Genomic DNA, 15,893 nt, shown 5'->3' on the forward strand with positions numbered 1-15,893 from the left:
ATTGACTTACTCCACAATTTTGTTGATAAAGTCAAATAGTAGCGAGGTGCCACATGGCGAAGCAGCAAGCAACCAGGACGCGCGGCGAGCAGGATTTAGACGGACTGCAGGCCGATGTTGCCGCCGTCCGCCGTTTCAACCGCTTCTACACACGCCAGATCGGCTTGATCGAGCCGAAGCACCTGCACACCAGCGTCTCGTTGCCTGAGGCGCGCATTTTGTATGAACTCGCGCATCGCCAGCCGCTGTCGCCAAAGACACTGGCGGACGACCTCGGGATCGATCCCGGCCAGCTTTCGCGCATGTTGCAAAGCCTGCAGCAGCGCCAGTTGCTCTCACGCAAGCCTTCCACGTTCGACCGGCGTCAGGTCGAGATCGCGCTCAGCGCGAAGGGCCGCGCAACGTTCGCTGATCTCGACAAGCGGACACAGGAATTCGTCACCACCTTCCTGCAAGGGCTGGCGCCGGAACGCCGAGGCCGTGTCGTCCGGGCGATGGACAACATCGAGCGCGCGCTGAAGACGAACGAAGCGCTCAAATCTCCGATCGTGCTGCGCACCCATCGCGCCGGCGACGTCGGCTGGATCATCTCCCGGCATGGCGCGCTCTACGCGGAGGAATTCGGCTGGAGCATCGACTTCGAGGCGCTCGTCGCCGAGATCGCCGCGCAGTTCGTCAAGACCTACGATCCGGAACGGGAACGCTGCTGGATCGCCGAGATCGACGGCGAGCGCGCCGGCACGGTGACGCTGGTGAAAGGCACCAAGACCACAGCCAAGCTGCGGCTGCTGCTGGTGGAGCCGAGTGCCCGCGGCACCGGCGTCGGCAAGGCGCTGGTCGGCGAATGCCTGCGCTTCGCCAGGCAAGCAGGCTACAAGTCGGTGACGCTGTGGACCCAGAGCATCCTGATCCCCGCCCGCCGCATCTACCAGGACGCAGGCTTCCGCCTGGTCGAGACGAAGCCGCACCATAGTTTCGGTGCCGATCTCGTCGGCGAAACCTGGACGCTCGCGCTGTGAGCGGCGCGGGCAGCGAGCCGCCGCGCATCAGCGCCGCGCTCCTTGCCTTCCATCGCGCCAATGCCCGCCGCCTGCGCTGCGCGGCCTATCGCGACGCATGGCAGCGGTTATGGCGGTGGATTGCCCGCGCCGCGCGCTCCTTCGGTGATCGCCAGCGCCACCGCTCCGGGACGCATCCCAGTCGGCTTCGACGCTAGTCGGCTTGCGTATGGCGCATGCCGTGACTCGGCGGGATGCGACGATCAATCCGCCGTTAGAGCGTGGCACCCTTCGCCTTGTCGCGGCGCAGGTGCTCGTCCAGCCGCGGCATGATCTCGACGAAGTTGCAGGGCCGCGTGCGGTAATCGAGTTGGGCGGCGAGAATGCCGTCCCAGCCGTCACGGCAGGCACCAGGCGAACCCGGCAGACAGAAGATGTAGGTCGAGCCCGCGACGCCCGCGGTTGCCCGGCTCTGAATCGTCGAGGTGCCGATCTTGGCGTGGCTCAGCATGTGGAAGGCTATGGAGAAGCCGTCCATCCGCTTTTCGAACAAAGGCTCGATGGCCTCCGGCGTGACATCGCGACCGGTGAAGCCAGTGCCGCCGGTGGTAATCACCACGTCGATGTTCGGATCGGCGATCCAGATCTGGACTTGGCTGCGGATGCGTTCGACGTCGTCCGGCACGATGTTGCGGGTGGCGAGACGATGCCCCGCTGCCGTCAGCCGCTCCGCCAGCGTGCTACCCGACTTGTCATCGTCCAATGCCCGGGTGTCGGAGACGGTCAACACCGCGATGTTGAGCGGAACGAACGCACGGGCCTGATCTGCTGACATCATTTGGGCCGCCAAATAAGGACTGACGTGGTTATCGAGCATGATCTTGATCGGAACTCCGCATCCTTGCTTGGCGCCGACGCGGCCGCCCCGATCGGGAGAACACGCTATAGGTTCACGCCGGGCGCGAAGGTGTTGCAGGCCTGCACCGAGCCCTGCTGATAGCCGATCATGAACCAGCGGCGGCGCTGCTCCGCCGAACCGTGAGTGAACGAGTCCGGCACCACGCGTCCTTGCGCCTTGCGCTGCAAGGTATCGTCGCCGATCGCCGACGCAGTCTGCAGCGCAGCATCGATGTCACCTTCCTCGAGGAAGTTCGGCCGCTTCTGCTTCTCCTTGTTGACCCAGACACCGGACAGGCAATCCGCCTGCAGTTCGACACGCACCTGCAGCGCGTTCGCCTCCGCCCGGCTGCCGGCCTGCTGCTGCAGGCGCTGCACGCGCGAGAGGATGCCGAGCTTGTTCTGAACGTGGTGTCCCGCCTCATGCGCGATGATGTAGGCGGCGGTGAACTGGCAAGCCTTGCCCGAGCAGCCGCGGAAACGCGTCTCGACCTCACGGAAGAAATTGGTGTCGAGGAATATCTGCTGATCCGGAGGACAATAGAACGGCCCCATCGCGCTCTGCGCCATGCCGCAGCGGCCACCGTTGGTCGCGTTGCGGAACAGCACGACGCGCGGGCCGGTATACTGCTGGCCGGCCGCCTGGAAGATCTCCGTCCAGCGATCATCGATTTCGCCGAGCACACCGGAGATGAAGCTGCCCATCTCGTCTTGCGGAACGCCGCGCTTGGCGCTCGTCTGCGACGGACGATCCATCTGAATGGACGGCGCGCCACCCCCACCCGACAAGATTTCGGCACCGCCTATCAGGATGCGCGGATCGATGCCGACCGCCCAGCCGATCAGGCCGAGCACCAGGATCGTGCCGATGCCGAGCCCGCCGCCACCGCCAATCGGGATACCGAAACCGCCGCCGCCACCGCCAAACCCGCCGCTGTCGTCGCGCCGGTCGTCAATGTTGTCGCTGCGACGAAAGTCATCGTAGCGCATGGCGGCTCTCCTTCATTTCCACGTTGCGACCCCGCTTCGGCGCCGCGCTATCACACGACGATACCAGCGAAAATTCCTCTCACCCATCCATAGCGCGCTCGGCAAAAATTGCCTAGCGCCAAACCGCTCGCAATTAAGTCGATTTTTACCTAGCTCGGTCAGGATCACACCAGTCGGTTTTAGTTAGTCCCGCGTCGCCGGCTGCGTCGCCTGAGTCAGAGTTTGAGTCATGGGTGTGTCGCGTCGCGGGGCGTCTCTTAAGACGCCCCGCTTCTCTTTGGAATCTCAGTTGCAATCGCACATCATCGTGGGCGATTGCGTCGCCGAAATGGCGAGGATGCAACCCGGATCGGTCGATCTGGTGTTCGCCGATCCGCCGTATAACCTGCAGCTCAAGGGCGATCTGAAACGCCCCGACGAGTCGCATGTCGATGCGGTCAACGACGATTGGGACAAGTTCTCATCGTTCGCCGCCTATGACGACTTCACGCGCGCATGGCTGCTCGCCTGCCGCCGCATCATGAAGCCGTCAGCGACGATCTGGGTGATCGGCTCCTATCACAACATCTTCCGCGTCGGCGCGATGATGCAGGATCTCGGCTTCTGGATCCTGAACGACATCGTCTGGCGCAAGTCGAATCCGATGCCGAACTTCCGTGGCCGCCGCTTCACCAACGCGCACGAGACCATGATCTGGGCTGCGCGCGACGAGAACGCGAAGGGCTACACGTTCAACTACGAAGCGCTGAAGGCAGCCAACGAGGACGTGCAGATGCGTTCCGACTGGCTGATCCCGCTCTGCACCGGCGAGGAGCGCCTCAAGGGGAGCGACGGCAAGAAGGTTCACCCGACGCAGAAGCCAGAAGGCCTGCTCGCGCGCGTGCTGTTGTCATCGTCGAAGCCCGGCGACGTCGTGCTCGACCCATTCAACGGCACCGGCACCACCGGCGCCGTCGCCAAGCGCCTGCGCCGCAACTACATCGGCTTCGAGCGCGAGCACGCCTATGCCAAGGCAGCCGAAGCCCGCATCGCCGCCGTGGAACCATTGCCCGAGGATACGTTGGCGCCGTTCATGACCGCGCGTGGCGCACCGCGCGTGGCGTTCTCCGAGCTGATCGACCGCGGCATGATCCTGCCGGGCACGAAGCTCGTCGATGCCAAGAAACGCCATGGTGCGCTGGTGCGCGCCGATGGTGCGATCGCGCTCGGCGACAAGGTCGGCTCGATCCACCGCATCGGCGCCGTCGCGCAAGGCTCGGAGGCCTGCAACGGCTGGACCTTCTGGCACATCGAGACCAAGAAGGGCCTGAAGCTGATCGACGAATTGCGCGCTGAAATCCGCAGCAAGATGGCGGCAAGCTGACCCTATCATTCGCAACCGAACGTCGGGATATCTCGCCCGGCGTTCGCATGCCTTCCATATGCCCACGTCAGTCGCAAGACGGGGTTGCCGCGCCATACTCCGCCATGCCATCACCCTGGCCGAATTCACGCAAGCACCAGGGCTGACGCATGACCATCCTTATCGCAGGCGGCGGAATCGGCGGTCTCGCGCTGGCACTCAGCCTGCATCAGATCGGCATGTCCTGTCGCGTGTTCGAGAGCGTGAGCGAACTGAAGCCGCTCGGCGTCGGCATCAATGTGCTACCGCATGCTGGCCGCGAACTGATCGAACTCGGCCTGCTCGACAAGCTCGACGCCGCCGGCGTTCGCACCAAGGAGCTTGCCTACTTCTCCAAGCACGGCAAGCCGATCTGGTCAGAGCCGCGCGGGCTCGATGCCGGGTACAAATGGCCGCAATTCTCGATCCATCGCGGCACCCTGCAGCAGATCCTGCTCGATGCCGTGCTCGAACGCATCGGCCGCGACAACGTGCTCACCAGCCATCACCTCACCGGCTGGGACGAGACCGCGGACGGCGTACGCGCCACCTTCATCGACAAGGCGACCGGCAAGCCACAGGGCAGTCGCGACGGCACGCTGCTGATCGCCGCCGACGGCATCCATTCCGCTGTGCGCGAGACGCTGTATCCGCAGGAGGGCGCTCCGATCTGGAACGGCCGCATCCTCTGGCGCGGCATCACCACCGGGGACAGCTATCTGTCCGGCCGGACCATGATCATGGCCGGGCACCAGCACGTGAAATTCGTCTGCTACCCGATCTCGCAAGAGGACTCACAAGGTCGGCAGCAGATCAACTGGATCGCCGAGCGCACGCTCGACCCGAGCTACCAATGGCGGCGCGAAGACTACAACCGCGCCGGCAGGCTCGACGAGTTCCTGCCGTGGTTCGAGGACTGGCGCTTCGGCTGGCTCGACGTGCCGACGCTGATCGAACACTGCAGCCACGTCTACGAATATCCGTTGGTCGATCGCGATCCGCTCGATCGTTGGACCTTCGGCCGCGTCACATTGATGGGCGATGCCGCGCATCCGATGTATCCGATCGGCTCGAACGGCGCCTCGCAGGCGATCCTCGATGCACGCACGCTTGCGCGCGAGCTTCTTGCCAAGGGTCCCACGGTTGCAGCGCTTGAGGCTTACGAGACGGAGCGGCGCCCCGCGACGGCCGAGCTCGTGCGGCTCAACCGCCGCAACGGTCCCGAGCAGGTGATGCAGCTCGTGGAAGAGCGCGCGCCGGACGGCTTCGATGTCGTGACCGACGTGCTGTCGCAGGCCGAGCTTGAAGACATCGCCAGCACCTACAAGCGCGTGGCGGGCTTCCAGGTCGATGCACTGAACGCCAAACCGCCGATCGTGCAGCTCGCCGCCAAAGCCTAGCGCAGAGCCTGACGTATCGCCTTCACCGCATCGACCAGCCGCGACGTAGACGTTGCGGTTGCGAGAAGGACGCCATCGCCGTCGGTCAATTTCGCCTCGACGAACACGACCGTCTTGCCGAGTTGCACCACCTTCGCCTCGCTATAGATCGTGCCGACCTTGGCCGGGGCAAGGAAGTTCACCGTCATGGTCACGGTGGGCGTATAAAGTTTGCCGCCGGTCATGATGAACGCCGCCGGCCCCATCGTGTCGTCGAGCATCGCCGTCAGGAATCCACCCTGGATGCAGCCCGCTGGATTGCAAAACTCCGGCCGGCCCTGAAAGCTCAGGCGAATCCATCCCTCGTCCGGCTTCGCATCCAACATCGTCCAGCCGAGAAGCTGCGAGCATGGCGGCATCTGAAAATCATCGAGCGCGGTCCGGACCATTCCCGTCTCTCTTAAACGTTGAAACACCTTGCATTACCACCGCTCTCCTGACAGCGTGGGGTCAGGAGAGCTCGCCATGCGACGTGCCGACCGCCTGATCGATCTGGTTGCCCGGCTAAAAGCGAAGCCGCTGATCCGCGCCGAGGATCTCGCCGCGGCGATGGAGACATCGGTCCGCACCATCTATCGCGATATCGCAACCCTGCAGGCGATGGGCCTGCCGATCGACGGGCAGGCTGGCGTCGGCTACATGCTCCGGGGGAACGTCGACCTGCCGCAACTCGCCTTTGGCCACGACCAGCTCGACGCCATCGCGCTCGGGCTCGCCTTCGTCGAACAGGTCGGCGATCCCGAGCTCGCCGCCGCGGCCCGCGAGGCCCGTGCCAAGATCGACGCGGCCTGGGCCGAGCAACCGACGCCACCGCCCTCGCAGCGGCGACTGCGCGCACGGCAGCTGTTCGAACAGCGCGCCCCGCGATGCGCCGCACTGGTGCGCAAGGCGATCCGCCAGAGCAAGCTGCTCGGCTTCAGCTACCGCGATGCCGCCCAGCAGCACACCGAACGGCTGGTGCATCCGCTGGCGCTGACCACCTATGCTCATGGCTGGCTGCTGATCTCGTGGTGCCCCGATCGCAACGATTTTCGCGTATTCCGGCTCGACCGCATGCAGCAGGTGACGATCAGCGATCAGGGCTTCGTCGAACAGGCCGGCCGCGATCTCTCCACCTACCTCAAGCAGCGGCACTGAGCATGATCCGGAACGGTGGCACTGGTTTTCCAACAAGGCTTGTCCACGGGCGCGACCCGAGGATCATGCTCAAAGAAATCAGCCCCTCCAAAAACAGACTCTGAGGCGCTACTCGCCAAGCCCGTGCGCGACGACCTTGCGCATGACGTTGGGCAACGCCTCCTCTCTCAACGTCGCGATAGGCACCCAACGCATGCCACGCGGGGCGCGCGAACCGCGCGGCGCATGCGCCGTGTAGACGACGAGTTCCAGCGGAAAATGCGTGAACACGTGCGTCACCACTCCCACTTTCCGGTGCCACCGCTTGACGCCCGCGAGCGCCGGCGCCGCCTGCAAGGCCAGCTCATCGTCGTGATCGACAATCCAGTCCGATGTCGGCACCTCGGTCATGCCGCCGAGCAGGCCCTTCTCCGGCCGGGTGCGGACGAGGATGTCCGCATCGCGGATCACCACGAAGGCTGCGCCACGCCGCAACGCACCGCTCTTTTTTGGGGTCTTGCGCGGGAAGCTCTCTTGCGTGCCCGCCGCGCGCGCGGCACACCTGTCCGTCAACGGGCACAGCACGCAGGCCGGCTTCTTCGGCGTGCAGATGGTGGCGCCGAGATCCATCGCCGCCTGCGCGGCATCGCCAGGCCGCTCCGGCGAGACCAGGGTTTGCGCCAGCGCCTGCAGTTTCGGCTTCGCCTTCGGCAGTTCCTCCTCGACCGCATAGAGTCGCGACACCACGCGCTCGATATTGCCGTCGAGCGGCATCAACGGGCGATCGAAGGCGATCGCGGCGATCGCCGCCGCCGTATAGGCGCCGATGCCCGGCAGCGCGCGCAGGCCGTCTTCGGTATCCGGAAATCGACCGCCATGCTCGCGCAACACCACGGCCGCGCAGGCGTGCAGGTTGCGCGCCCGCGAGTAGTAGCCAAGCCCCGCCCACATCCGCAGCACGTCGTCGAGCGAGGCCGCGCTCAGCGCTTCCACTGTCGGCCAGCGCTGGGTGAACTTCTCGAAATATGGACCGACGGCTTTCACCGTGGTCTGCTGCAGCATGATCTCCGACAGCCACACACGATAGGGATCGCTGCGCTCGCCCTCCCGCGCCCGCCATGGCAACACCCGGCGATGCCGGTCATACCAGGCGAGCAGCTGCGCGGGACGGCTGGCGAGCGCCTCGTCCCCCGCACGCGCTTCGGCTTTCTTCCGCCTGACGGCTGCCCCTGATAAGGTCATGCCTCAGGTGTCGCAGAGTGGTTTCTGCGAGACAAGTGGATGCCAACCGTTTCCTGACCAAATGTCCAAGCCCGGTCCCCTTTTTGCCAAACCGCTTGCCGCGATCATCGGCAAGACGGTCAACGACGTCTTCGCCAAGCAGGGGTTCGCCTCGCGCGAACTGGTGACGCGCTGGGCCGAGATCGCCGGGGCCGAGATCGCCGAGCATTCGCAGCCGCTGAAGATCCAGTGGCAGCGACCGGTCGGCGACCAGCCACCGGAACCGGCGACGCTGGTGCTGCGAGTGGAAGGGCCGATGGCGCTGGAAATCCAGCACAGCTCGGGTGTGATCCTGGAGCGAGTGAACCGCTTCCTCGGCTGGCAGGCGGTGGGGCGGCTATCGCTGCGGCAGGCGCCGTTGACGCGACCCGAAACGCGCCGGCCGCCAAAGAAGCTCGACGCCGCCAAGGTCGCCGAAATCGCCAAGGGCCTGACGGCGGTCGAGGATGACGGACTGAAGGATGCGCTCGCCCGCCTCGGCGCGGCCGTCACAAAGCCAATCAAGCGAAATTGAGTCCGGGCAGGCCTGCCGCCATCGGCCTGCCATTGCCACAATGCCTGTTTCAAGCTAGCCACTGCCGGGGTTCCGGCAACCAACCGCCAGGTCCGGCGGCCCCACGCCGTTTCAGGAGCAAGCCTTTGACCCTCACCCGTCGCGAGTTCACCGCCGCCCTGTCCCTGACCGCACTCGTTGCCGCAGCGGGCGCCTCGCCGCTGGGCCTGATCCGCAGCGCATTTGCCCAGGACGTGAGTCTTACCGATCTCGCCCAGCCCTCGCCGCTCGGCGACGTCGTACTCGGCGCAACCAACTCACCGGTGACCGTGGTGGAATATGCGTCGATGACCTGCGGCCATTGTGCCGAGTTTCATAAGACGGTGTTCCCGAAGCTGAAGTCAGAATACATCGATACCAACAAAATCCGCTTCATCTTCCGCGAATTCCCGCTCGACATCAAAGCCGCTGCTGGTTCCATGCTGGCGCGCTGCGTCGGCAAGGATGATCCGAAGAAGTATTTCGCTGTGATCGATATCCTGTTCGCCTCCCAGAACGACTGGGTGCTGAAGGACACGTCCGAGCAGTTGCGCCGGATCGGTAAACAGGCCGGCATGAGCGACGACACCTTCAATGCCTGTCTGAGCAACCAGAGCATGCTCGACGCCATCAAGAAGGGCCAGGACTTCGCGTTCGAGAAGCTGAAGGTCGATTCCACGCCAACGCTGTTCGTCAATGGAACCCGGCTGAAGGGTGGCGCCTCGTTCGAAGATTTCCAGAAGCTGATCGACCCGAACCTGAAAAGCTGACGCTTTGGAAGGTGGAACCCGGCGGATCAACAGCTATTTTTGATCCGCGAGCGCCCAGCTAAATGTCTGGAAAAGCTGAGTAAGGCGGTTGCAGCGGGGGAGTGGTCTGGTCAATGTCCGGACCGCTTGTCGCGGGATGCGACTCAGTGCCCTTTGGGTATAGATTCGAATGACAGCCCCGCGGCGAACGTGATCGTTTGCCTGCTGAAAGAACCAGTACTCCATGAAACTGACGCGACTCCGCCTGCACGGCTTCAAGTCTTTCGTTGAGCCTACGGATTTTCATATCGAGCCTGGTCTGACCGGCGTCGTCGGCCCGAACGGCTGCGGCAAGTCCAACCTGGTCGAAGCGCTGCGCTGGGTGATGGGTGAAACCTCGCACAAGTCGCTGCGCGCAGCTGACATGGATTCGGTGATCTTCGCGGGTTCCGGCAACCGGCCGTCGCGCAATCATGCCGAAGTGTCAATGAGCATCGACAACCGCGAGCGCACGGCGCCTGCGGCGGTCAACGATGAAGACTATCTGGAAATCTCCCGCCGTATCGAGCGCGAGGCAGGCTCCGCCTATCGCATCAACGGCCGCGAAGTGCGGGCACGCGACGTGCAGATTCTGTTCGCCGACGCTGCAACCGGTGCCCGCTCGCCGGCTCTCGTCCACCAAGGGCGGATCGGCGAGATCATTCAGGCGAAGCCCGAACAGCGCCGCCGCGTGCTGGAAGACGCCGCCGGCGTCGCCGGCCTGCACGCGCGCCGCCATGAGGCGGAGCTGCGGCTGAAGGCAGCCGAAACCAATCTCACCCGCGTCGAGGATGTGGTCGGCCAGCTCTCCGGCCAGATCGACGGCCTGAAGCGTCAGGCGCGGCAGGCGATCCGTTATCGCGAGGTCGCCGCCAAGGTGCGCAAGGCGGAGGCGATGCTGTTCCACCTGCGCTGGCTCGCCGCCCATGCGGACGTCAACGACGCCGCCCATGTCCACGACGTGTCCGTGCGCGACCTCGCCGAGCGGACCCGCGAGCAGGCCGAAACCGCTCGCCTGCAGGCCTTACGTGCCGCCGACTTGCCGGGCCTGCGCGAGAATGAGGCCGCCGCCGCCGCCGGCCTGCAGCGCCTGACCAATACGCGCGAGATGCTGGACCGCGAGGAAGCCCGCGCCCGCGAGCGCATGGGCGAACTCGATCGTCGCTTGTCGCAGTTCACCGCCGACATTGAGCGCGAACAGCGCCTCTCCTCGGATGCCGACGTGGCGCTGACGCGCCTCGACGCCGAGGATGCGACGCTGAAGGAAGAGATCAAGGCGAAGATCGAACAGCGCAGCGGCGTCGATGGCCGCGTCGCCGAGGCGGAGGCAACACTCGCCGAGGCGGAGAAGGTGTTCTCCGAACTGACCACTGCGCTCGCCGCGCTGACGGCGCAGCGCAATTCGCTGGAAGCGAACGTCCGCACCCACCGTGATCGCGTGGCAAGACTCGACCAGGAGATCGGCAACGTCGAACTCGAGATCGAACGGCTGGTGCAGGCCACCGGCGGCTTCGGTGACTTGGAGATACTGGCCGAGGCCCGCGAGACGGCGCAACAATTCCTTGCCGAATCGGAAGCCGCGACCCGCGCCAGCGAAGCGGCGCATGTCGCCGCCCGCGCCAAGCTCGAAGCCTCGCGCGCGCCGCTCGCCGATGCCGATCGGCGCGTGCAGCGGCTGGAGACCGAAGCACGCACGATCTCCAAGATCGTCAATGGCGAAACCAAGAACCTCTGGCCGCCGATCATCGACGGCGTGCATGTGGCGAAGGGCTACGAGAAGGCGCTGGGCGCAGCACTCGGCGATGACCTCGATGCGCCGGTCGATCCGTCGGCACCGATGCGCTGGACGCAGGCCGGCTCCTATGACGACGATCCGAGCCTGCCGGAAGGCGTGGAGCGGCTGTCCGATCACGTCGAGGCCCCGGTCGAACTGCATCGCAGCCTGCGCCAGATCGGCGTCGTCAGCCGCGAGCGCGGCAGCGAGCTTGCAGGCCAGTTGAAGACCGGCCAGCGGCTGGTGTCGCCGGAAGGCGACCTGTGGCGCTGGGACGGCTTCGTCGCCGCCGCCCACGCTCCGACCGGAGCGGCCCGACGCCTCGCCGAACGCGCCCGGCTGGTCGACATCGAGGCCGACCTGGAACAGGCCAAGATCGATGCGGCCACCCGCCGGCAAGAGCTGGAGATGGCCGAGGAAGAGCTGAAGACCGCCGCCATCGCCGAGACGTCGGCGCGCGAAACTTGGCGCAACGCCCAGCGCGAGGCTGACGCCGCCCGCGAGCGCTATGCGGACGCTGAGCGCGAGATCAACCGCCACGCGGCGCGCAACTCCGCGCTCACCGAAGCCCGCAACCGCCTGACCAGCGATCGCAGCGAGGCCCATGCCGCGCATGAGACCGCGCTGGAAGCGATCGCCGAGCTGGCACCGACCGAAGAGGCCGAGGCGCGGCTTTCCACCGTGCGCGAGGACATCGCCGGCCGCCGCACCGCCGCGGCGCAGGTTCGCGCCGAGGCGCAGGCGCTCGCCCGCGAAGCCGAGCTTGCCGACCGTCGTCTGCAGGCGATCGGCGCCGAACGTAACGAATGGCAGACACGCAAGGATGGCGCCGCTTCGCAGATCGCCACCATCGAAGCGCGCATCGGCGAAGCCCGTACCGAGCGGGCCGAGCTGGAGGAAGCGCCGACGGTGTTCGCCGAGAAGCGCAACGCGCTGATCTCGGAGATCGAAGCCGCGGAAGCCGCACGCCGCGAGGCTGCCGACAAGCTCGCCGAGGCGGAAAACCAGATGGCGGAAGCCGACCGCGTCGCCCGCGCCTCGCTGGAAGCGCTGTCGTCGGCCCGCGAGGCCACGGCCCGCGCCGAAGAGCGCATGGAAGGCACCAAGCGCCGCCTGCAGGACATCGAGCGCGAAATTCACGACATGCTCGAAGTCGAACCGTCGGCCGTGGCCGCCATGGCGGAGATCGAGCCGGGTGCGGAGCTGCCGCCGGTCGAGCATGTGGAAGCCGATCTGGAAAAGCTGCGCCGGGACCGCGAGCGGCTCGGTGCCGTCAACCTGCGTGCCGAGGAAGAGCTCCGCGAGGTCGAGACCCAGCATACCTCACTGACCACCGAGCGTGACGACTTGGTCGAGGCGATCAAGCGCCTGCGCCAAGGCATCGGCAGCCTGAACAAGGAGGCCCGCGAGCGGCTCCTGACCTCGTTCGAAATCGTCAACGGCCACTTCAAACGGCTGTTCACCGAACTGTTCGGCGGCGGTCAGGCGGAACTGCACCTGATCGAGAGCGACGACCCGCTCGAGGCCGGCCTCGAAATCATCGCCAAGCCGCCGGGCAAGAAGCCGCAGTCGCTGTCGCTGCTCTCCGGTGGTGAGCAGGCGCTGACCGCCATGGCGCTGATCTTCGCCGTGTTCCTCACCAACCCGTCGCCGATCTGCGTACTGGACGAGGTGGACGCGCCGCTGGACGACCACAACGTCGAGCGGTTCTGCAACCTGCTGAACGAGATGACGAAGTCCACGGAAACCCGCTTCATCATCATCACCCACAATCCGATCACGATGGCGCGGATGAACCGGCTGTACGGCGTGACCATGGCCGAACGCGGCGTGTCGCAGCTCGTCTCGGTCGACCTCGAAGGCGCCGTGCAGATCAGGGACTCGGCCGTCGCCTGACCGCACCGCGCGAACACGAAAACAAGACCACGCGCTTTGCGGCGCGTGGTCTGATCCAAAACCTGCTTCGCCACGCGCGGACATCGCGCGTCGTCGGCGCGATCGGGTCCAAAAACCAGGCCACTTTCGGCATCATGCTTTTTGCAGGCATGATCTGATCCGAAAACCAGCGTCACTCTTCGGGATCATGCTTTAGTTGAGCGTGATCCCTTCCAAAAACCAGTTCCCACTTTTTGGGATCACGCCATGGACTCTCAGCTTCCGCCCGAGCTGCGCGCCGCGCTTGAGCGGCTGACCGAAGGGCTGTCGCGACAGTCCCTCGCCACGCGGGCGGCTGCCATCTCCAAGACCTATCGCAGCGGCGGGACATCCAAGCCGATCGCCGACGCACACGACGCTCTGGCCTACGCGCTGGTGCGCATGCCGGCGACCTATGCTGCCGTCACCGCCTGCCTCGCAGCGCTGACTAAAGCCCGGCCTGACTTCGCCCCGGTCTCGCTGCTCGATGCCGGTGCCGGTCCGGGCACCGCCGCCTGGGCTGCTGCTGGCGCCTTGCCGTCGCTGGCGGACTTCGTCCTGCTCGACGCCAACCCGGCGCTGCGCGCGCTGGCACTGACGCTGATGGAAAGCCATCCGCGGCTTTACCACGCGGGCTATCGCCAGGGTGATGTGCGAACCGCGCTGGAGACATCGCCAGGTGTCGATCTCGTCACGGCAAGTTACGTGCTCGGCGAACTGCCCGAAGCAGATCAGGCCGCCTTCGCCGACCTACTGTGGCAGAAGACGCAAGACACCTTGCTGGTGGTCGAACCCGGCACACCGGCCGGCTACGCGCGCATCATCGCGCTGCGGGCGCATCTAATCGCGCAAGGTGCCCATGTAGCGGCCCCCTGCCCGCACGACAAAGCCTGCCCGCTGGTCCTGCCTGACTGGTGCCATTTCGCGCAGCGGCTGCCGCGCCTGCGCGACCACATGCTGGTGAAGGGCGCCGAAGTGCCATTCGAGGACGAAAAATTCTCCTACGTGGCGCTCTCGCGGGCGCCCGTTTCCACCCCGATGTCGCGGGTGCTGGCGCCACCGCGCGTCGGCAAGGCGGCGGTCGAGGCGAAGCTATGCATGCCGGACGATGTCACTGGGATCGCCGTCCCCCGGCGCGACAAACAGGCTTACGCGCAGGCCCGGCGTTGGCGTTGGGGTGATGCGGTTCAAGCCGACGCCTGAAGTATCGGCATCAAGGAATTTCGTAGACCAGCATCTCGTCAGAAATGCCGCGCAGCGCTGCACGCTGCTGCACCGGATGCAGGCCGGACGAGGCCAGGATCTTCGACGACGCCGCATCCTCGACGATCGCGCCGGTGGCGAAAATCGCACGCGTGGAAGCCAGCGATTGTACGCGCGCCGCCATGTTGACGGTCTGGCCAAAGTAATCCTGCCGATCGTTCAGCGTGACCGCAAGGCACGGCCCCTCGTGGATGCCGATCTTCAGAAGCAAATCCTCGCTGCCGCGCGCGGCATTGATTGTCTGCATCGCGTCGCGCATGCGCAGCGCCGCAGCGAGCGCCCGGTCCGGAGTCGGAAAGGTCGCCATCACCGCATCGCCGATGGTCTTCACCACCGCGCCAGTTTCGGCGGCAACGATCTCGTTCAGCACCCGGAAGTGATGGCGGACGAGATCGTAGGCGGCGAGGTCGCCGACCCGCTCGTAAAGCTGGGTCGATCCCTTAAGGTCGGTGAATAGGAACGTAAGGCTGGTGATCTTCAGCCGCTGGTCCACGTCCATGGTATCGGTGCGATAGATGTCGCGGAAGGTCTGGTTGGTCAGAAGCCGCTTGGCGGTGAGAAACGGCTTCCGCCGACCGAGCATCTGATGCAGTGCATCGTTGGCGATCCAGATGCCCGGCAGCACGCGCCGGCCGCTCTGATTGTCGAACGCGATCCGCAGCGGCCCCGGATGCATCGTCACCGTGCCGGTCTGCGCCTTGACGTCATTGAAGACCAGCGGCAACGTCTGCCGTTCGCGCGTCGGCTCGCCCTGCACGTCGATGAACTGCGTTGCATGCGTCACCGGATCGAACACGATGACGAACTCCGCCGGCAGCTGGATCGACACGATCGCCTTCTCGCCCGCTGGCAGCTCCAGCGCCTCGATCGTGAACTCGTCGAGGTGTTGTTCCAGATTGTCCGGCAGATCGATGCCCGTGCCCCAGAAATACTGCCGGCAGTATTCGGTGAACGACAGAGCGTCCGGATCGTGGCCGATGATCTTGCGAACGCGCGGCGAGACAGTGAATGTCACCTCTACCATCTCATCGAGCGTCGGCTCATAGCCGGCCGAACACAGGGCGCAATCGTAGGTGTCGTGCTCAAGACACTTCAGCGTCGCACCGGCCTCCAGCACGCCGCCGCAGCCGGGGCAAAGGAGATTCCACGACATGTCGAAGATACCGAGCCGCGAGGCATGCAGGAACGCTGCGATCGCCCGCTCCTCATCGAGACCGTTCGCCCTGGCGAAATCCAGCACGTTAAGCCGGCAGAGCGCCCGGTCACTGCCGCTCGCGACCAGCCGTTCGATCGCATCGGCGGCCTTAGGATCGGCCGAATGCCTCAGGACGTCGAACAGGGCTTGCGGTTCGCTCATGGCTGGACAGTATGCCAAAACCGTCTCGGGGAAACCTCGACGATGTCGGCTCAGATAGTATGCCGGCGCTCCCTGGACAAGGCGGCGGGCGAAGCCCGACCGCAGTCTGATGCCAGATCCTGACATGACGGCCCGCTGAACCGGACGCCTCCCTCAAACGACC

General features: G+C 65.4%; 13 protein-coding genes. 8 read left to right on the forward strand and 5 right to left on the reverse strand.

Going from position 1 to position 15,893, the window contains the following annotated elements:
* The first annotated feature begins 53 nt into the window (after positions 1 to 53).
* Positions 54 to 1,019, forward strand: a complete 966-nt coding sequence (locus tag X566_RS03480) for a helix-turn-helix domain-containing GNAT family N-acetyltransferase (RefSeq protein WP_051443844.1) — start codon at positions 54 to 56, stop codon at positions 1,017 to 1,019.
* Between the two features lie 253 nt (positions 1,020 to 1,272).
* Here the strand turns inward: X566_RS03480 and moaB are convergent, their stop codons facing one another.
* Together moaB and X566_RS03495 are read right to left on the reverse strand one after the other, a co-directional pair.
* Positions 1,273 to 1,833, reverse strand: coding sequence for a molybdenum cofactor biosynthesis protein B (gene moaB, locus X566_RS03490; RefSeq protein ID WP_409337823.1), 561 nt, complete (start codon positions 1,831 to 1,833; stop codon positions 1,273 to 1,275).
* A gap of 107 nt (positions 1,834 to 1,940) precedes the next feature.
* Complete coding sequence (locus X566_RS03495) at positions 1,941 to 2,885, reverse strand: neutral zinc metallopeptidase (RefSeq protein WP_034463500.1); 945 nt, start codon at positions 2,883 to 2,885, stop codon at positions 1,941 to 1,943.
* Positions 2,886 to 3,114: 229 nt separating this feature from the next.
* Between X566_RS03495 and X566_RS03500 the strand changes: the two genes are divergently transcribed.
* Positions 3,115 to 4,248 (forward strand): site-specific DNA-methyltransferase, encoded by a 1,134-nt coding sequence (locus tag X566_RS03500; protein ID WP_034463504.1) that lies wholly within the window; start codon positions 3,115 to 3,117, stop codon positions 4,246 to 4,248.
* Between the two features lie 149 nt (positions 4,249 to 4,397).
* Positions 4,398 to 5,666: a flavin-dependent oxidoreductase gene (locus X566_RS03505; protein ID WP_034463506.1), complete on the forward strand. Its 1,269-nt coding sequence runs from the start codon at positions 4,398 to 4,400 to the stop codon at positions 5,664 to 5,666.
* On the opposite strand, the gene X566_RS03510 is transcribed toward X566_RS03505, so the two are convergent.
* A complete protein-coding gene (locus tag X566_RS03510) occupies positions 5,663 to 6,094 on the reverse strand; it encodes a PaaI family thioesterase (RefSeq protein ID WP_034463508.1) in 432 nt (143 codons plus the stop codon). The genes X566_RS03505 and X566_RS03510 overlap by 4 nt on opposite strands.
* 76 nt (positions 6,095 to 6,170) lie before the next feature.
* Here X566_RS03510 and X566_RS03515 point away from each other — a divergent pair, with 76 nt between their 5' ends.
* Complete coding sequence (locus tag X566_RS03515) at positions 6,171 to 6,842, forward strand: YafY family protein (RefSeq protein WP_034463511.1); 672 nt, start codon at positions 6,171 to 6,173, stop codon at positions 6,840 to 6,842.
* A gap of 108 nt (positions 6,843 to 6,950) precedes the next feature.
* Here the strand turns inward: X566_RS03515 and mutY are convergent, their stop codons facing one another.
* Positions 6,951 to 8,063, reverse strand: coding sequence for an A/G-specific adenine glycosylase (gene mutY, locus X566_RS03520; RefSeq protein ID WP_034463514.1), 1,113 nt, complete (start codon positions 8,061 to 8,063; stop codon positions 6,951 to 6,953).
* Between the two features lie 61 nt (positions 8,064 to 8,124).
* On the opposite strand from mutY, the gene X566_RS03525 reads away from it, so the two are divergent.
* The 4 genes from X566_RS03525 to X566_RS03540 all read left to right on the forward strand — a co-directional run bounded on the left by X566_RS03525 (position 8,125) and on the right by X566_RS03540 (position 14,313).
* Complete coding sequence (locus X566_RS03525) at positions 8,125 to 8,616, forward strand: DUF721 domain-containing protein (protein WP_034463518.1); 492 nt, start codon at positions 8,125 to 8,127, stop codon at positions 8,614 to 8,616.
* Between the two features lie 125 nt (positions 8,617 to 8,741).
* Positions 8,742 to 9,404 (forward strand): DsbA family protein, encoded by a 663-nt coding sequence (locus tag X566_RS03530; protein WP_034463521.1) that lies wholly within the window; start codon positions 8,742 to 8,744, stop codon positions 9,402 to 9,404.
* A 223-nt stretch (positions 9,405 to 9,627) separates the two neighbouring features.
* Entirely contained in the window at positions 9,628 to 13,092 is a 3,465-nt protein-coding gene (smc, locus tag X566_RS03535) for a chromosome segregation protein SMC (protein WP_034463524.1), read from the forward strand.
* 246 nt (positions 13,093 to 13,338) lie between these two features.
* Positions 13,339 to 14,313: a small ribosomal subunit Rsm22 family protein gene (locus tag X566_RS03540; RefSeq protein WP_034463526.1), complete on the forward strand. Its 975-nt coding sequence runs from the start codon at positions 13,339 to 13,341 to the stop codon at positions 14,311 to 14,313.
* Positions 14,314 to 14,323: 10 nt separating this feature from the next.
* Here the strand turns inward: X566_RS03540 and X566_RS03545 are convergent, their stop codons facing one another.
* Positions 14,324 to 15,730 (reverse strand): adenylate/guanylate cyclase domain-containing protein, encoded by a 1,407-nt coding sequence (locus X566_RS03545; RefSeq protein ID WP_034463532.1) that lies wholly within the window; start codon positions 15,728 to 15,730, stop codon positions 14,324 to 14,326.
* Positions 15,731 to 15,893 lie beyond the last annotated feature (163 nt).

It is taken from the genome of Afipia sp. P52-10 (genome assembly GCF_000516555.1).
Classification (GTDB): domain Bacteria; phylum Pseudomonadota; class Alphaproteobacteria; order Rhizobiales; family Xanthobacteraceae; genus P52-10.

Excerpts from the sequence above, each read along its gene's own strand:
- X566_RS03540 (WP_034463526.1), top strand. The coding sequence starts at position 13,339 with ATGGACTCTCAGCTTCCGCCCGAGCTGCGCGCCGCGCTTGAGCGGCTG.
- smc (WP_034463524.1), top strand. The coding sequence starts at position 9,628 with ATGAAACTGACGCGACTCCGCCTGCACGGCTTCAAGTCTTTCGTTGAG.
- X566_RS03515 (WP_034463511.1), top strand. The coding sequence starts at position 6,171 with ATGCGACGTGCCGACCGCCTGATCGATCTGGTTGCCCGGCTAAAAGCG.
- X566_RS03525 (WP_034463518.1), top strand. The coding sequence starts at position 8,125 with ATGTCCAAGCCCGGTCCCCTTTTTGCCAAACCGCTTGCCGCGATCATC.
- X566_RS03505 (WP_034463506.1), top strand. The coding sequence starts at position 4,398 with ATGACCATCCTTATCGCAGGCGGCGGAATCGGCGGTCTCGCGCTGGCA.
- X566_RS03500 (WP_034463504.1), top strand. The coding sequence starts at position 3,115 with ATGGGTGTGTCGCGTCGCGGGGCGTCTCTTAAGACGCCCCGCTTCTCT.
- X566_RS03545 (WP_034463532.1), bottom strand. The coding sequence starts at position 15,730 with ATGAGCGAACCGCAAGCCCTGTTCGACGTCCTGAGGCATTCGGCCGAT.
- moaB (WP_409337823.1), bottom strand. The coding sequence starts at position 1,833 with ATGTCAGCAGATCAGGCCCGTGCGTTCGTTCCGCTCAACATCGCGGTG.
- X566_RS03480 (WP_051443844.1), top strand. The coding sequence starts at position 54 with ATGGCGAAGCAGCAAGCAACCAGGACGCGCGGCGAGCAGGATTTAGAC.
- X566_RS03495 (WP_034463500.1), bottom strand. The coding sequence starts at position 2,885 with ATGCGCTACGATGACTTTCGTCGCAGCGACAACATTGACGACCGGCGC.
- mutY (WP_034463514.1), bottom strand. The coding sequence starts at position 8,063 with ATGACCTTATCAGGGGCAGCCGTCAGGCGGAAGAAAGCCGAAGCGCGT.
- X566_RS03510 (WP_034463508.1), bottom strand. The coding sequence starts at position 6,094 with ATGGTCCGGACCGCGCTCGATGATTTTCAGATGCCGCCATGCTCGCAG.